At 38.7% G+C, this 17,401-nt stretch carries 18 protein-coding genes; 9 read left to right on the top strand and 9 right to left on the bottom strand.

The genetic code is table 11. The features are described 5' to 3' along the window. Nucleotides 1-316: 316 nt before the first annotated feature. Genes NLF99_RS06055 through NLF99_RS06080 form a run of 6 tightly spaced genes read right to left on the bottom strand, consistent with a single transcriptional unit; the run spans nucleotide 317 to nucleotide 6,636 of the window. Nucleotides 317-1,552, bottom strand: a complete 1,236-nt coding sequence (locus NLF99_RS06055; protein WP_254527182.1) for a sulfate adenylyltransferase subunit 1 — start codon at nucleotides 1,550-1,552, stop codon at nucleotides 317-319. Between the two features lie 19 nt (nucleotides 1,553-1,571). After that, nucleotides 1,572-2,462 (bottom strand): sulfate adenylyltransferase subunit CysD, encoded by an 891-nt coding sequence (gene cysD / locus NLF99_RS06060; RefSeq protein WP_185212151.1) that lies wholly within the window; start codon nucleotides 2,460-2,462, stop codon nucleotides 1,572-1,574. A gap of 12 nt (nucleotides 2,463-2,474) precedes the next feature. Next, the gene (locus tag NLF99_RS06065) at nucleotides 2,475-3,179 is read right to left on the bottom strand and encodes a phosphoadenylyl-sulfate reductase (protein WP_254527184.1); all 705 of its coding nucleotides are present in this window, start codon (nucleotides 3,177-3,179) and stop codon (nucleotides 2,475-2,477) included. Then, a complete protein-coding gene (locus NLF99_RS06070; protein ID WP_254527186.1) occupies nucleotides 3,157-3,750 on the bottom strand; it encodes a bifunctional precorrin-2 dehydrogenase/sirohydrochlorin ferrochelatase in 594 nt (197 codons plus the stop codon). Before NLF99_RS06070 ends, NLF99_RS06065 begins: the two co-directional genes overlap by 23 nt. Continuing rightward, nucleotides 3,750-4,517 (bottom strand): uroporphyrinogen-III C-methyltransferase, encoded by a 768-nt coding sequence (gene cobA, locus NLF99_RS06075; RefSeq protein ID WP_254527188.1) that lies wholly within the window; start codon nucleotides 4,515-4,517, stop codon nucleotides 3,750-3,752. Before cobA ends, NLF99_RS06070 begins: the two co-directional genes overlap by 1 nt. A 13-nt stretch (nucleotides 4,518-4,530) precedes the next feature. Then, nucleotides 4,531-6,636, bottom strand: coding sequence for a HEPN domain-containing protein (locus NLF99_RS06080; protein ID WP_254527190.1), 2,106 nt, complete (start codon nucleotides 6,634-6,636; stop codon nucleotides 4,531-4,533). Nucleotides 6,637-6,782: 146 nt separating this feature from the next. Between NLF99_RS06080 and NLF99_RS06085 the strand changes: the two genes are divergently transcribed. Genes NLF99_RS06085 through NLF99_RS06100 form a run of 4 tightly spaced genes read left to right on the top strand, consistent with a single transcriptional unit; the run spans nucleotide 6,783 to nucleotide 10,276 of the window. Then, nucleotides 6,783-7,796, top strand: a complete 1,014-nt coding sequence (locus tag NLF99_RS06085; RefSeq protein WP_254527192.1) for a PstS family phosphate ABC transporter substrate-binding protein — start codon at nucleotides 6,783-6,785, stop codon at nucleotides 7,794-7,796. Continuing rightward, the gene (pstC, locus tag NLF99_RS06090) at nucleotides 7,771-8,661 is read left to right on the top strand and encodes a phosphate ABC transporter permease subunit PstC (RefSeq protein ID WP_254527194.1); all 891 of its coding nucleotides are present in this window, start codon (nucleotides 7,771-7,773) and stop codon (nucleotides 8,659-8,661) included. The genes NLF99_RS06085 and pstC overlap by 26 nt, the downstream gene beginning before the upstream one ends. Further along, the gene (locus NLF99_RS06095) at nucleotides 8,658-9,512 is read left to right on the top strand and encodes a PstA family ABC transporter permease (RefSeq protein ID WP_185216345.1); all 855 of its coding nucleotides are present in this window, start codon (nucleotides 8,658-8,660) and stop codon (nucleotides 9,510-9,512) included. Before pstC ends, NLF99_RS06095 begins: the two co-directional genes overlap by 4 nt. Further along, nucleotides 9,467-10,276: a phosphate ABC transporter ATP-binding protein gene (locus NLF99_RS06100; protein ID WP_254527196.1), complete on the top strand. Its 810-nt coding sequence runs from the start codon at nucleotides 9,467-9,469 to the stop codon at nucleotides 10,274-10,276. Before NLF99_RS06095 ends, NLF99_RS06100 begins: the two co-directional genes overlap by 46 nt. A 73-nt stretch (nucleotides 10,277-10,349) precedes the next feature. Here the strand turns inward: NLF99_RS06100 and NLF99_RS06105 are convergent, their stop codons facing one another. After that, the gene (locus NLF99_RS06105; RefSeq protein ID WP_254527198.1) at nucleotides 10,350-11,846 is read right to left on the bottom strand and encodes a dicarboxylate/amino acid:cation symporter; all 1,497 of its coding nucleotides are present in this window, start codon (nucleotides 11,844-11,846) and stop codon (nucleotides 10,350-10,352) included. A 308-nt stretch (nucleotides 11,847-12,154) separates the two neighbouring features. Continuing rightward, a complete protein-coding gene (locus NLF99_RS06110) occupies nucleotides 12,155-12,505 on the bottom strand; it encodes a 4Fe-4S dicluster domain-containing protein (protein WP_093096554.1) in 351 nt (116 codons plus the stop codon). A gap of 160 nt (nucleotides 12,506-12,665) precedes the next feature. On the opposite strand from NLF99_RS06110, the gene NLF99_RS06115 reads away from it, so the two are divergent. The 5 genes from NLF99_RS06115 to dnaJ all read left to right on the top strand — a co-directional run bounded on the left by NLF99_RS06115 (nucleotide 12,666) and on the right by dnaJ (nucleotide 16,453). Continuing rightward, complete coding sequence (locus NLF99_RS06115) at nucleotides 12,666-13,682, top strand: acyl-CoA reductase (protein WP_254527200.1); 1,017 nt, start codon at nucleotides 12,666-12,668, stop codon at nucleotides 13,680-13,682. Between the two features lie 60 nt (nucleotides 13,683-13,742). After that, nucleotides 13,743-13,946: a fructose-6-phosphate aldolase gene (locus NLF99_RS06120; protein ID WP_185212162.1), complete on the top strand. Its 204-nt coding sequence runs from the start codon at nucleotides 13,743-13,745 to the stop codon at nucleotides 13,944-13,946. Between the two features lie 6 nt (nucleotides 13,947-13,952). Continuing rightward, nucleotides 13,953-14,636, top strand: a complete 684-nt coding sequence (locus NLF99_RS06125; protein ID WP_185212163.1) for a cell division ATP-binding protein FtsE — start codon at nucleotides 13,953-13,955, stop codon at nucleotides 14,634-14,636. Between the two features lie 134 nt (nucleotides 14,637-14,770). Next, a complete protein-coding gene (locus NLF99_RS06130) occupies nucleotides 14,771-15,292 on the top strand; it encodes a nucleotide exchange factor GrpE (protein WP_254527201.1) in 522 nt (173 codons plus the stop codon). Nucleotides 15,293-15,301: 9 nt separating this feature from the next. Then, on the top strand, nucleotides 15,302-16,453 hold the full coding sequence (gene dnaJ / locus NLF99_RS06135; protein WP_254527202.1) for a molecular chaperone DnaJ: 1,152 nt from the start codon (nucleotides 15,302-15,304) through the stop codon (nucleotides 16,451-16,453). Between the two features lie 128 nt (nucleotides 16,454-16,581). On the opposite strand, the gene kdsA is transcribed toward dnaJ, so the two are convergent. Beyond that, nucleotides 16,582-17,397 (bottom strand): 3-deoxy-8-phosphooctulonate synthase, encoded by an 816-nt coding sequence (gene kdsA, locus NLF99_RS06140; protein WP_254527203.1) that lies wholly within the window; start codon nucleotides 17,395-17,397, stop codon nucleotides 16,582-16,584. Nucleotides 17,398-17,401 lie beyond the last annotated feature (4 nt).

Raw genomic sequence — 17,401 nt, forward strand, 5'->3', positions numbered from 1 at the left:
TTATTATTTAAAGGAATTTATTCAAAGCATTTTAGAATCTAAGTCAAAGGAATCATTCAGATACCAAATTTAGATTTGGTTTTTAAGTGAGTAACTGTTGCGGATAGTTTGGTTATTACTTAGACTTTAAATTTTGTTAAGAGGATCGATAGTTAAAGGATTTGCCTTATTATCTCACAATACGAATAAGTCAAATAATTTATATTATGTTAAATAGTAATTATTGAATATACCCTTCTCTTGTATATTTGTGTTAAATACTAAAATCCTATAGTTTCTAAATTTATTAGCTCCTATAGGATTCTGTATAGTTTTCTTATTGAATTATTGCAGCGGCTACTGTAATATTTGTTCTTGGGTCAATGATGATTGCTCTAGAATTTTCAGGGAAATCCTTTTGTTGATCATAAACAATTTCATCTGCAGATTTTATTAATACTCGACCAATATCATTAAGACCAATCGCTTGCTCATATAATTGTTCTTGAGTATGGACGTCGTATTTATAAAGGATTTCTGGAATTTTTATTTTGCTGACTTTAGAATGAGTCTGCAACAAGTAAATCTGCCCCAAGTCAAGTTCTTTGTTTTCAAACCAAGAGATATTAGCTTCAAAAGATTTGTCAGTTTTTGCTGGATGGTTGGCACTGACAATGAAATCTCCTCTAGAAATATCAATTTCATCTTCTAAATGGATGATGACAGATGATCCATTGTGTGCTTCAGGCAATTCCTGACTATCAAATTCTATAGATTTTACCTTAGATTTGGAGCCACTTGGTAAAACCAGGACCTCTTCCCCTACTTTCAAGCCCTCTCCCAACACCCTACCGGCATAACCTCTATAATCGTGTAAATCAGTACTTTGCGGGCGAACTACCCATTGAACTGGAAAACGCCAACCTTGGTTTGCAAGTTCCTCAAATTCAACTTCTTCCAAATATGTGAGTATTGGTGCGCCATGATACCAAGGCATTCTTTGGGACTTTTGTACTATATTATCACCTTTAAGAGCAGATACAGGAATAAAATCAACATCTTCTAAGCCCAATTTATTGGCTAGGTTAAGATATTCTGTTTTGATATTCTCAAAAACTGCCAATTCATAATCTACCATATCCATTTTATTGACACAAACCAATACCTTTTTGATTCCCAATATTTTAGCAATAAATGAATGACGCTTAGTCTGCTCAATTACGCCTTTTCTGGCATCAACGAGGATAATGATCAGGTCAGAATTTGAAGCTCCGGTAACCATGTTCCTGGTATATTGTATATGTCCCGGTGCATCAGCTATGATAAATTTTCTATTTTCCGTTTGGAAGTATTTATAGGCGACATCTATGGTGATACCTTGCTCCCTTTCTGCTTTGAGACCATCTGTCAGGATTGCTAAATCAATGGTTCCATCATCATTCTTGCGGTTTGCTTTTTGTATGGCTTCCAATTGATCATCTAAAATAGAATTAGTATCATATAATAATCGGCCAATCAGTGTGCTCTTTCCGTCATCTACAGATCCGGCCGTTAAAAATTTCAAAATGTTCATGTTCTTTTCCTCCCTTAAATTAAAAATAGCCTTGCTTTTTGCGATCTTCCATTGCAGCTTCCGAGACCTTATCATCCATTCTGGCGCCACGCTCGCTAACTGTGGATGCTTTAATTTCGTTGATGATATCATCTAATTCAGTAGCAATCGAATCTACAGCGGCAGTACATGTCATATCTCCTACTGTTCTGAAACGCACTGATTTATGTTCTACAAGATCGTTGTCATCAATCTGAAGGACAGGATCAGCTGCCATCCATTGACCATTTCTAAAAACCACGTCCCTTTTGTGGGAGAAATATATGGATGGCAAGGCGATCTTTTCTCTTTTTATATAATTCCAAACATCGAGTTCAGTCCAATTGGAGATAGGGAAAACGCGGACATTTTCGCCTTTTTGGATTTTACCATTGAAAATATTCCAAAGCTCTGGTCTCTGTCTCTTAGGATCCCATTGTCCAAAATCGTCCCTTACCGAAAATATCCTTTCCTTGGCCCTAGCTTTCTCTTCATCACGGCGGGCTCCACCAATACAGGCATCAAAACCATTTTTTTCGATCGTATCGAGTAAAGTAACCGTTTGCAGGGCATTTCTACTGGCATTTTTGCCTTTCTGTTCAACGACCTTACCAGCATCTATGCTTTCCTGCACATAACCCACAATTAGTTTTTCTCCAATTTGATCTACTAGCCAATCACGAAACTCAATGGTTTCGGGGAAATTGTGGCCAGTATCGATATGAACTAATGGAAATGGAAATTTACCTGGTCGAAACGCCTTCTTAGCTAGGTGAACTAATGTAATCGAATCTTTTCCTCCGGAGAATAAAAGTGCAGGATTTTCGAACTGTCCAGCTACTTCTCTCAATATGTAAATGGCTTCTGCCTCTAAATGATCTAAGTAATCCATTGTATAAACTAATTATTTAAGTGTTACATGTAATCCACACTCCTTCTTTGATTTATCTTCCCACCACCATCTGCCGGCGCGGAAGTCCTCTCCTTCTTGTACAGCTCTCGTACAAGGTTGGCAACCTATACTGATAAATCCTTTATCATGTAGTGGGTTATAAGGAACGAAATTGTCTTTTAAGTATTTTTCTACGTCGGCCAAAGTCCAGTTGTATAAGGGATGGATTTTAATGATCTGATTGACATCATCCCATTCCACAAATTCCATTTGGTCTCTATTTTGAGATTGTTCAGCTCTGATTCCAGTAATCCAGACCTGATAACCAGCAATTGCTCGCTTTAGAGGCTCAATTTTTCTGATATAGCAACATTCCTTTCGATCCTCCACGGAATTATAAAAACTAGATGGCCCCTTCTGTTCCAAAAGTTCTTCTACGGCCTTTGTTTCTGGATAATAGGCTTTGATTTTTAACTTATAGAGGTCTAATGTCCGATTCCACACATAATAGGTTTCCGGAAAAAGACGTCCAGTATCTAAGGTGAAAATAGACGTCCTTGATTTTTCTTGAGCCAAAATGTGGGTCAACACTTGATCCTCTATTCCAAATGAGGTAGAAAAGACAGCTTTTTCGGCATATTTCTCCTCAATATATTGGATGATAGACCGTGCATCTGCTCCAATTAAGTCTGCTTTAATTTGCTCGATCATATTCATTTTGTTTAATTAATTGCTCCGTATGTGCATTCAGCACTGTTATTTTCTCCTTAAGGTCACCGGAAAGCTGGTTTCTAAGATCTGCCATGAGATTGAGTGTTTCATCAATTTCTTCTGGTAAAAGGTCATTCAAGAACTCTTTCAGTCTTTTGGCAATCGTTGGAGATTTCCCATTTGTTGAAATCCCGATTTTCAAATTTCCTTTTTGAACCACCGAACCCAGATAGAAATCACATAGGGATGGTTTGTCTGCCACATTCAAAAGGATATGATGATCAGAGCAAAGCTCCCTTACATAGCTGTTTAATTTGGGATTATTGGTCGCCAGAACTACCACCTGTTTGGAATAAAGATCGACGGCTGAAAACGAACGCTTATGCAGCACTATATTTTCTTTACCCAATACAAATTCATAGAAATCATGACAAATTTCCTCTGCCACCACGGTAACCTTGGCATTTGGTGAATTGGAAATAATAGCCTGTATCTTTTCCAATCCAACGGGACCAGCACCAACCAACAAGGTTTCTACCTGATCTAACTTGACATATATTGGAAAAAGCTCGTTCATTATCCTTCTATAAATTGTAATTGTTCCTTAACCTTTTCAAATTCCAGATGTTTAGCAACGACTTCTCCAAGTACTATGATGGCAGGTACTCCAATGGCTGATGCTTCAGCTTGGTCAAGGATATTATCAACCCTACCCAACACAATCTTTTCATTAGGAAGAGACCCATTTTGGATCAAAGCGATTGGTAGATCAGCCTTTCCATTTTCTTTATATAATTCAATGATTTGATGAAGTTTAGCATAACCCATCAAAACTACGACTGTAGCATTTGTATTGACTGCAGTATATAAATCTTCAGAAAGGAAACCCGCTTTCGTTGCTCCAGTAATGACCCAAAAAGATTCAGAAATCCCTCGGTATGTCAATGGGATCTGTTGCAATCCAGTAAGACTGATCGAAGAAGAAAGCCCAGGCACTACTGCGGTAGGAATATTGAATTTTCTTACAAAATCAATTTCTTCACCACCACGTCCGAAGACAAATGGGTCTCCTCCTTTGAGCCTAACAACATGACCATGGGTCAAAGCGTAATCAACCAAAAGTTGATTGATCTGATCTTGTGAGGTAGATAGCTGTTCAGCTCGTTTCCCAACGTATATTTTTGTACAATCAGCTGTTGCAAGTTCTAGTAATTCCTCATTTACTAAGGCATCATAAAGAATTACGTCGGCTTGTTGGATTGCTTTAATGCCTTTTAAGGTAATTAGGTCTGGGTCACCTGGACCAGCGCCTACTAATGTTACAAATGGTTTAATTTCCTTCATGTTCTCTCCTCTCTTATTGGTTTACTACACGCCATTCTTCTCTACGTTCTTTTGCCTCAAAGCAAAAGGCCTTGGCTTGCAGCAAATAGGTTCTTGCAAATTCCTCAGAAGGCTCGTATTTGTTGATCTGTAAAACTCTATCTGAAAATGAAGCTGGAAACTGGAAATAGTCTTCATTTACATAGTTGTCATCAAACTCTTGAATAACTGCGGTTTGTGTCGAAGCATTTATGCCTTTATCTAACAATAAGGCTTTAGCTGTCCATACGAATGAGCTGTATGAATGATAGATTGCATCAGCAAATTGCTTTTGTTCCAAGGCAAGTTCTGCTAGCTCCAGTTTTTCTTCGGCCTCTAATAATAAGGTGGCCACGAGATCAATTACCACTCCAGCACATTCGCCGACACCAATGGCAGTTTCAAAACTTTCTTCATGGCCCCAATCGATATGCTCATCAGCACTGAGGTTTCCAAGCTCTGCCAAGGGTTTCAATAATCTATAGAAATGATCTTTCCCTTGCTGTTCGTAATAAGAAATGAAGTTTTGCTCGCTATCCTTATTCGACTTAAAATCAGCTAATATAACATCAACCACCTGAAGGACTCTTTTAGTAGGAACTTTGATCACTCGATCTGCCACCCTACCTTTTCCGTCGCCAAGGGTTCCGCCTCCAATCATGACTTGAGCTGCAGGGACCACATTGCCATTGACTTTTACCGAACTACCGTGGAAGCCAATATGAGCAAGACCATGTTGGCCACAAGAATTCATGCAACCAGAGATCTTAATCTTTAATTCTTTTTCCTGTATAAAATCCTGGTGGAATTCATGGATGTAATTCTCCAGTACCCTTGCCATTTCAGTAGAATTCGATATACCTAGATTACAGGTGTCCGTTCCTGGACAAGTGGTAATATCAGCTGTGCTATTATAACCCGGTTTTGCAAAACCTAATTTTAAGAGTACATTATAAATACTTGCCAATGACTCAGGACGCACGTATTTAAACAAAAGATTCTGGTCTTGGGTGATACGAATATCGTCAGCGACATGATCTCTGATTCCAGCGATCAGTATCCGTGCTTTTTCCGTGGAAATATCTCCTGTTTGGATATTTGCATAAACGCCATAATAGCCTTTTTGCTTTTGTTCAAAGCTATTTGTAGCTTTCCAAAGCTCAAAACCAAGCAGGTCATCTGCTATTTCTTCTTCAACTTTATTAGATGGAGGCTCAGGTTGAGGGATTGCATCGATGTCAAAGGGAACACGCTTATGTTTTACCGCGATCTTCTCTTCTTCTATCAGATCCAAGACCGTTTCAAGACCAAGTTTTTGTACCAAGAACTTAAATCTTGCTTTATTTCGGTTATTCCGCTCTCCATAACGGTCAAAAACCCGAATTGTAGCTTCAGCATAAGGAAGGATTTCATCCTCAGGAAGGAAATCATAGACTTCATGCGCTAGAATTGGCTGGGCACCTAATCCACCACCTAACATGACCTTAAAACCTCTTTGTTCTTTACCATCAACTATTCTGATTTTAGGAATAAAACCGAAATCGTGGATATAGGAAAATGCGCTATCCTTATCAGAAGCTGAAAATGAAATCTTGAATTTCCTTCCCATTTCAGCACAGATAGGATTACGGACAAAATATTTAAAAGTTTGATGAGCATAAGGAGATACGTCGAATGGTTCCTCCGGATCAATACCGGCAGTTGCTGAAGCCGTTACATTTCTAACGGTGTTCCCACAGGCTTCCCTTAAGGTCATATCGTCCTCGGCAAGCTTAGACCAAAGTTCTGGGGTCTTGTCAAGGCTTACGAAATGGATTTGAATATCTTGTCTGGTAGTTAAGTGAAGGTTTTTGCTTGCGTACTCATCAGAGATATCCGCAATTTTTAATATCTGCTGAAAAGTAACTTTTCCAAATGGGAGTTTTATCCTCACCATTTGAACGCCAGGCTGCCTCTGCCCATACACTCCCCTAGCTAAACGCAAGGATCTGAACTTTTCTTCTGGTAGATCACCTTTCCGATAAGCTCTAATCTTTTTCTCTAATTCTATGATTTCCTGTGCTACTACAGGATTCTCTAATTCTGTCCTAAAGCTCTGCATTCTATCTTCAATTATTAAAAAGGTAATATTTCACCTCTTTAGTTAGGTTATTGATAACGTTTATTCGACAAATGTATAAAATAATTATAAAAGAACTATACAAAGTCTACCAAATTACTATATATTTGTGTAATTAATTTCAAAGGATGTATAAAAAACAGCAAATAAAAACAATTAAACTACTGATATTTAGCTCCTTAATCCAGATTGTAACATTTTCTTGTGCACCGAAAGTTGATCAAGGTTATGATAAGGACAAGGGATTTGTAGGCACAATATCAATTTCTGGGGCCTTTGCGCTCTACCCAATTGCTGTTTTATGGAGTGAAGATTTCAAGAAATTACACCCGCATGTAAGATTCAATATTTCAGCGGGAGGAGCTGGAAAAGGGATATCTGATGTGCTTTCTAATATGGTAGATATCGGATTGGTATCCCGAGACCTACACCCGATAGAAATAGAAAAAGGTGCTTTACCAGTTATTGTAGCAAACGATGCCGTTATAGGAACCTTAAATAGCAAACATCCTAATATCGCCGCTCTCCTAACAAGAGGATTGAGTCAAGATGAACTAAAAGGAATCTTTGTAACAGGCAAAATCAAAAAGTGGAGTGATTTAGATCCAAGCTTTGTAAACAAGAATATTGAAGTATATATACGTTCAGATGCTGCTGGAGCAGCAGAAACCTGGGCGAAGTATCTTGGAGCAACTCAAGAGGAATTAAAAGGAATCGGAATATTTGGTGATCCAGGATTGGCTCAAGCCATCAAAGACAATCCGCTTGCTATTGGTTTTAATAACATCAACTATGTTTTTGATTTAGAAACAAAAAGAACAACAGCAAATATTATAGCCCTGCCACTTGATATTAATTCAAACCATAAGATTGATGCTCAGGAAAACTTCTACACAGAACTGGATAGCCTCACAAATGCAGTGGCAACCGGAAAATACCCATCACCACCTTCAAGGGAACTTATGTTTGTCCTCAATAAGGAACATCAATCAAAGTTACTGGAAGAGTTTGTCCGTTTTGTAATGACCGACAAACAACAGGCATATTTACTGGACAATGGATTTGTGCCGATCAATAAGGAATTGAATAAGAAAGAGAACGAAAAATTGCTTGCAAGTGAATTACAGACTGATAAAAGATAAAATAATCAAAAACCTCTCTGGGATTTTATTGGGAATATGCCTCTTGGTGATATTGGCAATCCTCATTGGGTTAAGTATTAAGGCAGAACCATTAATTGCCACAGAATCCTTGTGGACTATCCTGAGCAGTAGCATTTGGTCGCCTATGAAAGGAAACTTCGGTTTTTTACCGTTTATCATGGGGACTGTATGGGTTACATTAATCGCATTAATCATTGCTGTACCCTTATGTTTGGCTGCATCCGTTTACTTGGTCGAGTATGCTGGAAGCAGATTGCGGAATTTTGTACTGCCATTAGTAAACATATTAGCAGCTATCCCACCTGTACTTTATGGTGTATGGGGAGTTCTATTCGTAGTTCCATTAATTGGAGGGTACATCGCTCCTATTTTCGGAATCAGCAGTACCGGTTACTCTGTCTTTTCTGGAGGTATTGTATTGGCCGTCATGATTTTTCCAATCATGGTGAGCATTATGGTCGAGGTCTTGCAGACCATTCCTATGGAGCTGAGATCAGTTTCCTTATCCTTAGGGGCCACTAAACTTGAAACCATTCAGCAAGTGATATTAAAGAAAGCAAGGCCCGGAATAATGGCTGCAATAGTTCTAGCTGTTTCCAGGGCATTTGGGGAAACCATTGCCGTGCTTATGGTCTGTGGAAATATTCCAAAGATCCCTCAATCCATATTTGATGCGGGATATCCATTACCCGCTCTAATTGCCAATAACTTTGGGGAAATGATGTCCATTCCTCTATATGATTCCGCATTGATGTTCGCAGCATTGCTATTGTTTATTATCATTTTAGGATTTAACCTGATTTCAAGAGGGATATTAAAGAAAATGGAGGCAAAAAATATATGAGCAACATCAATAGAAGGCTGAGGAAAGAAAAGTTTGCCAAACTCCTTATGCAAGGTTCTGGAATCATCATCACAGGCTCCTTATTCTTTATCATAGGGACGATCCTTTACAAAGGATTGCCATATTTGAGCTTAGATATGATCACCAAGACTCCTGAAGGAGGATTTTATGTAGGTAAAGGCGGTGGAATCCTCAATGCGATACTTGGATCGCTTTACCTTGCAGGTTTATCTACGTTCTTAGCCACTATCATTGGGATACCTATCTGTATTTATTTAAACATCTATTCTAAGAAAGGATCAAGGATCAGTCGATTTTCCAAATTAGTATTTGATGTTTTATTTGGAGTGCCATCTATAGTATATGGAGCAATAGCTTTCAGCATCATGGTGTGGCTAGGTGTCCGAGCATCGTTGATCGGTGGTGTGATCACGATTACCCTATTAACTATCCCAATCGTTGTCAGGACCTTAGATGAGCTAATTCAGACCATTCCAACGGATTTAGGCCATATTACAACTTCTTTAGGAGCAACTCGCTGGGAATCAGCTAAAGTCATGATAACCTATATTAAACCAGGCCTGTTCACCGCGATTTTACTTGCATTCGGAAGGGCAATTGGAGATGTTGCAGGCGTATTATTGACAACTGGGTTCAGCGACAATATTCCGATTTATCTGGATGAACCTACTGCAACCCTTCCATTGGCGATTTTCTTTCAGTTGAGCAGCCCTATTCCTGAAGTTCAGGGTAGAGCCTATGCTTCCGCATTAATTTTAACTATAATCATCTTACTTATTGTTATATGTACGCAATACCTAGCATCGAGACAGAAAAAACACAGGGCATAATCCATCAGGTAAATCCACATATTGAGATTAAGGGGTTGAATGTTTTTGTTGAAGACCAACATATTTTAAAGGACATCAATCTCGAGATTCCAAATAACTGCATAACCTCTATCATTGGTCCCTCAGGATGTGGCAAAACTACCTTGCTCAAGACGCTTAATAGGCTATTGGATGATTCCACTGAAGTCAAGGTCACGGGATCGGTACTTGTCAATGGTGAAGATATTTATGGTCCGGATGCTGAGGTGACCCATATCCGGAAAAAGATGGGCTTACTGTCCCAAAAACCATTTCCTCTGCCGATGTCTATATTCGACAACATTGCCTATGGCCCTAAAATTCATGGGAATAAAGATAAAAAGTCTTTAAAGGCTATAGTTGAAAGACAATTGCGCAATGTAGGTTTATGGGAAGAGGTTAAGGATCGGTTAGATGGTTCCGCAAGTAAATTATCGATCGGACAACAACAACGGCTCTGTTTAGCAAGGGGCCTTGCTGTAGAGCCAGAAATCATATTGGGAGATGAGTCTACTTCTGCTTTGGATCCAATTTCAACTCAGGTCATTGAGAACTTATTGGTCCAATTAAAACAAGATTATACCATTGTTTTGGTCACACATATCCTACGCCAAGCCAGAAGGGTATCAGATTATATATTATTCTTATACAATGGTGAGGTTATTGAATTTGGACCCTCAGAGCAGATTCTCTTGGAACCTAAGCATGAAATTACGAAACAGTATGTCAAAGGATTTATTTCATAATCACAATTAATAGATAGAAAAAGGGAGCAATTCGTATGAAAAGCTCCCTTATTTATTTAAATATTTTTGTGGTCTAAGACCTGGTTTCCCCTTCAGGACCTTCTTCAATGACTTCGGCGATCTCTTCAATGCCGTCTTCATCAGAATCCTGCCTAAATGGGGCGGTTTCATCAAATTCCCCCTCCCACTTGGCGACTACAACCGTAGCTAAACAGTTTCCAATGACATTCACAGATGTCCTAGCCATATCCATCAATTCATCTATACCTAGAATCGCTGCAATAACAAATACAGGTAGTCCAAATTGATCAGCAGTTGCGATCAAAATAATCAAGGATGCCCTAGGAACTGCTGCCACTCCTTTTGAAGTGATCATCAAAGTAAAGGCGATCATCAATTGTTGACCAAAGGACAAGTGGATACCAGCAGCTTGAGCTACGAAGATGGAAGCTAATGAAAGGTAAAGTGAAGTACCATCCAAGTTAAAGCTATAGCCAGTAGGAATTACAAACGAAACGATTTTCCTTGGCACACCAAACTTCTCCATTGCACTCATCGCTTTTGGAAGAGCTGCATCAGAACTTGTAGTTGCAAATGCAATAGAAACTGGTTCTTTAATGGCATTGATAAATTGCTTTACCGGAATTTTCAGATAAAGCGCTACCGGCAATAACACCCCGGCAAGGAAGAAAATCAATGCTAGGTACAGTGTTGCCAATAACATGAACAGGTTTTTGAGGATATCGATCCCCAAATGCCCAACGGTATAGGCCATTGCTGCCCCAACACCAATTGGCGCAAAGAGCATCACCAGATTGGTAAATTTGAACATGGCTTCGGAGAGTGATTCTGCGAAGTCCACAAAGGGCTTTCGCTTCTTCTCATCCACCATGGCCAGACCGATACCAAAGATCACGGCAAATACAACGATCTGCAAAACTTTATTCTCGTATACTGATTTTACAATATTTTCAGGAAATGTATCCCTAAAGAATGAGGTGAATTTATAGATCCAATGTGCGCTTTCATCAATATGTTCAAGTGCGATCTTATCTGCATCTGACACTGCGGATGTCTGCGGTAATTCTTCGTGCGGCATGTGCTCGATATCGATCCCTACTCCAGCACGGGTTAAGTTAATAGCACCTAGACCAATAAATATAGCACAGGTAGTAGCACAGAAGAAATACAACATGGATTTCCAAGCCATACGACCAACTTGCTTAAGATCTGAGTGGCCAGCAATACCAAATACCAAGGTGGAGAATAAAATTGGCCCCACAATGGTTTTCACTAACTTGATAAACCCTTGGCTTAAGGGCTGCAATGCCTTAGCTACATCTGGAAAATCAAGCCCAACAAAAATACCCAATACCATACAGGTTAGGATCCATGTTGTCAATCCTTTCCGTACAATTGCGTTCCATACCAAAACAATGGCAGTAACCCAACGGACAACCATCATCAAGGATGCAGGAATTGGCGCAAGATTAAATTCATAAAGGAGGGTCAGGATAGATGCTATCGCAATGGTCGCAAGTAGAACATATCCTGTAGTTTTTTTTGACATGTAGATTTAATAAGGTTATTTATTTCTTTTTTTTACTTTTTAGACGAACAAAAATAAAAAAATAGCTCTGCAAACCAAATCTTTTGCGTTATAGTATTTCCTAAAATGTGCTGAGTTTCGGCTTTTTCAATCGTAAAATATTGAATCAGAGAGTTGGGTTAAGGTTAAAAATATCGGGGAAGATTGTAAAATAAGAGGTACAAAGGATTAATAGAACTTAGAAACCAACTGATTTTCCATTTCAGGGATCTTGAAAAATAAAAAAACCACCTCTTTCAAGGTGGTTTATCTATAGAATATCTTTAAGATTATTCAGCGTGAAGCCAAGCTTTCTTCGCTAATAGTTCTTCTTCAGTTTCACGGACGTCTTCATCCTCAACACAACAATCAACTGGACATACAGCAGCACACTGAGGTTCATCATGGAATCCCACACACTCCGTACATTTATCTGAAACGATGTAATAAACTTCATTGGAAATAGCATCCTGTGATTCGTTCGCGTCAAGAGTTACTCCATCACCAAAATCAATCACACCATCCAATGCTGTACCATCTGAAAACTTCCAACTTACACCAGCATCATAGATTGCATTATTTGGGCATTCTGGTTCACATGCCCCACAATTTATACATTCGTCAGTAATTTTAATTGCCATTTATGTCCTTACAATAAAATAATAAACTAATTTTGCACTTTCAAAGGTAATACTAAAGCTATATACTCAAAAATAAAAGTATACAAAATTAGTAGTTATTTACTTTGATATGGCAAATATACGGCAAAAAAAACACAGATTAATTATAAATAGTAAGATTTTGACAAGAGCACAAAGAATAAACGCCTTCGTAAAACTCGGACAATTCCTTCAATCTGATGAGTTGAAGAACTCTCCCATCATTGATTCAGCAGTTCATAAAAATGCTTGGTATACCAAATCAAATATTCTGCAACAGATCCACGCCATTGCGCAAAATCTGACCCATGATCAATTGGAGAAATGGCTTAAGGATGTTCCTAATCAGGATATTGATAAATCTGTAGGCTTGGTATTGGCAGGAAATCTTCCCTTAGTCGGATTTCACGATATCATGTGTGTGCTATTGGCTGGGTTTACGGCCAAAATCAAAGTTTCATCAGATGATGCCGGCTTAACAAAATTTATACTGGATCAATTAATTGAAATTGAACCTCAATTTGCCAAGAAGATCCAATTACTGGATAAGCTAGAGAATTTTGATCTTGTCATTGCTACAGGAAGCAATAATTCAGCGCGTTATTTTGAATATTATTTCGGTAAAAAACCGAATATTATCCGGAAAAACAGAAACTCACTTTCTGTGCTTTCTGGAAATGAGACTAAAGAACAACTACAGGCCCTAGGACATGACATCTTTGATTATTTCGGTTTGGGATGCAGGTCTGTTTCAAAAATATTCATCCCAGAAGGTTATGACATTGCAAAGCTTATGGACAACCTAGAATCTTTTCATTCCATAAAAGACCATTCAAAATACAACAACAATTACGATTTCAATAAGTCAATCTATTTGATCAACAAGAACAAACATTTTGACAATGGTTTTCTATTGTTAAAGGAAGATGAAAGCCTAGCCTCTCCCCTTGCAGTCGTTCATTTTGAATACTATAAGGCTAAGGAAGAAGTAGAAAAATACATCCTAGCCCACAAAAAGGACATTCAATGTGTAACTAGCGATATGGATCTCCAGGTAGCTGACGTTCCTGTATTCCCATTTGGTGCAAGCCAATACCCGGCATTGGATGATTATGCAGACAATGTAAATACATTAGACTTTTTATTGGCAAACCAATAATTAGCTTTTATTGTCGTTATATGAGTGTGAATTCGTAAAAAATTATAATTTTGTTTGACTATGTATGTTATTAAGGTTAAAGGTGTAGCAAAAATTCCAGATTATGTTCAATTAAGGGACGATGCATTTACGCTTTTGGCTTATTTCCGCGTGGATAGACCCGACAAATCATTGGAAAAAATCGGACTTGCTGATAAATCCGAATATATTATGGATGTTGTTCGTGAATTACCATTTGGCCAAATAAAGAAAATCGACTTATAAATTACCATGAGAGAGACAAATACGGTTATCAAACTTAAACATGTAGATATCTATCAACAAAAACACCTTGTACTTTCAGATGTTAACTTAGACATTGCCCAAGGAGAATTTTTATACCTTATTGGACAATCTGGTTCAGGAAAAAGTAGTTTATTGAAAATAATCTATGGAGACCTATACATCGCGAATGGCGAAGGGATGATTGCTGGATTCGACCTGAAAAAACTTCATGAAAATGATGTCCCATACCTAAGACGTAAATTGGGAATCGTTTTTCAAGATTTCCATTTATTGAACGACCGTACAGTTGAAAAAAACCTAGAGTTTGCCCTTAAAGCTACAGGTTGGAAGGAAAAGGCTCAGATCGAGAACAGAATCATCGATGTGTTGGAAAAAGTTGGACTTCGTTCGAAACTGAAGAAAATGCCTCATGAACTTTCTGGTGGTGAGCAGCAACGTGTCGTAATTGCCCGTGCATTACTGAACAACCCTGAAATCATCCTTGCCGATGAGCCAACAGGGAACTTAGACCCCGCTACATCCGAAGAAATTGTATTGTTATTACGTGACATCGCTTCCTCTGGAACCGCAGTCCTGATGGCAACGCACGATTACCAAATTATTAGAAATATGCCTGCACGCATCCTGAAAACAGCAGATGGTGCGTTGCATGACAATGTCAGCATCTAACAGCTGACAATACCATTTAAATCCGACAATTTTGCTAATGAAACCAGTAAACACTGACAGCATGTCGGATTTTTTTTGTTGGCAAAAAAATTGATGGATGCCATGTTAAGGTTACTTAAACTAGATATTAGGAGATGATAAACGAGAACGAGAATATTCAAGACCCAGAAATGAACAATTCGGAGGAAAATGTAGAGCAAGGTTCTGCAGCTACCGAAGAACTTACCAATAAGTTAAGCGAATCCAACGATAAATATGCAAGATTGTTTGCTGAGTTTGACAATTACAAAAAGAGAACTGCAAAAGAAAAGATTGATTTAATGCAATCAGCTGGTAAGGATGTAATCTTAAAATTATTACCTGTAGTTGATGATTTCGATCGCTCCCTAAGCTTTATGAAAGACGTGCCTGCTGATGACCCAATGAAACAAGGCATTGACTTGGTTTATCATAAGCTTAAGAAAACCATGGAACAATTAGGTGTAAAGGAAATCGATGTTATTGGTCAACCTTTTGATCCTGAATTCCAAGAAGCCATAACCCTCATCCCTGCACCTACCCCAGATTTAAAAGATAAGGTTATCGATGTTATTGAAAAAGGTTATACTTTGAATGACAACGTAATCAGATTTGCGAAAGTAGTAGTAGGCCAATAAATATAAAAGATGTCAAAAAGAGATTATTACGATGTCCTTGGTGTAACCAGAACGGCAGAAGTAACAGAAATAAAAACATCATATCGTAAGCTAGCCATCAAATACCATCCAGATAAGAACCCTGGAGACAAAGAGGCTGAAGACAAGTTCAAAGAGGCTGCTGAGGCATATGAAGTCCTGAGCAACCCTGAAAAAAGAAGACGTTATGACCAATTCGGACATGCAGGCAACTCTGCTTCTGGATATGGTGGTGGCGGCATGAACATGGATGATATCTTCAGTCAATTTGGAGATATCTTTGGTGGAGGCAACCCCTTTGAAAGCTTTTTCGGAGGCGGCGGCGGAGGTAGTCGTGGCGGACGCCGTGTACAACGCGGAACAAACCTGCGGATCAAAGTAAAACTTACCCTTGAAGAAATTGCAAAAGGAGTTGAGAAAAAGGTAAAAGTAAACAAACAGGTAAAATGTAATACCTGTGATGGTACTGGTGCCAAAGACAAAAACTCGTACCATACCTGTAATACCTGTGGTGGTTCTGGTTCTGTAAGACGTGTAACCAATACTATCCTTGGTCAGATGCAAACCACAAGCACCTGTCCTACCTGTAATGGTGAAGGTGTCGAAATAACTGCCAAATGTACTTCTTGTAAAGGCGAAGGTTTAGTTCGTGGTGAAGAGACCATTTCAATCAATATTCCTGCAGGTGTAAGCGAAGGCATGCAACTGTCCATGAGTGGAAAAGGTAATGCTGCACCACGTGGTGGGATCCCTGGTGATTTGATCATCCTGGTTGAAGAAGTCCCTCACGAAACGCTTAAACGCGATGGCATCAATGTCATCTATGATCTTTATATCAATTTTGCTGATGCTGCTTTAGGCACGAGCGTAGAAATTCCGACCATTGATGGCAAGGCAAAGATCAAGATCGAACCAGGTACTCAAGGTGGTAAGATCCTCCGTCTAAAAGGCAAAGGTCTTCCAGAAGTAAATTCCTACCACAAAGGTGACCAATTGGTTTATGTGAATGTGTGGACTCCAAAAACAGTTTCAAAAGAAGAAAAAGAACTTCTAGAAAAACTTAAGAACTCTGCTAACTTCAAACCACAACCTGGTAAGAGCGAAAAATCATTCTTTGAGAGAATTAAAGAGTATTTTGAATAATAGATGTGAGATTTGAGATCTGAGACATGAGATATTAATTTGAATAGAATTTCTACTATCGCTATACTCAAATCTAAAATTTAAGACATAAAAAAAGCTGGTTTTAATAAACCAGCTTTTTTTATGTCTTAAAGAATCGCTTCCCTTATCCTTTGCAATTTCACCAGCAGATCTTCTAACAGATCCAGGTGGAGCATATTTGCACCATCAGATTTGGCATTTGCAGGATCAGGGTGAGTTTCAATAAACAGACCATCAGCACCGACTGCAATGGCAGCTTTAGCAATTGTCTCGATCAATTCCGGTTTACCGCCTGTCACTCCTGAACTCTGGTTTGGCTGTTGCAAGGAATGCGTACAGTCCATAACCGTAGGAACATTAAAAGATTTCATAACTGGTAATCCTCTATAGTCTACGATCAAGTCCTGATAACCAAAAGTATTCCCACGGTCAGTAAGAACAACTTTAGGGTTTCCAGCATCTTGAACCTTTTCTACAGCGAATTTCATCGACTCAGCTGATAAAAACTGTCCTTTCTTAATATTAACGACTTTTCCAGTTTCTGCTGCAGCAACCAAAAGGTCAGTCTGTCTACATAGAAATGCAGGAATCTGCAACACATCCACATACGCAGCGGCCATTGCAGCCTCCTGACTTTCATGGATATCTGTTACGGTAGGAATGCCAAAGGTCTTCCCTACTTTCTCCAACACCTTCAATGCTTTTTCATCCCCAATTCCAGTAAAGGAATTTCCTTTCGAACGATTTGCTTTACGATAAGATCCCTTAAAAATATAAGGGATGTTCAGTTTATCAGTGATATTTACGATTTTATCCGCAATACGCAAAGCGATCTCTTCACCTTCAATGGCACAAGGTCCTGCCATCAAAAAGAAAGAAGAAGAGTTGCCATTTTTTATTCCTGGCAAATATGTATTGATCATATAA

Source organism: Sphingobacterium sp. LZ11T8 (assembly GCF_024261425.1).
GTDB lineage: Bacteria > Bacteroidota > Bacteroidia > Sphingobacteriales > Sphingobacteriaceae > Sphingobacterium.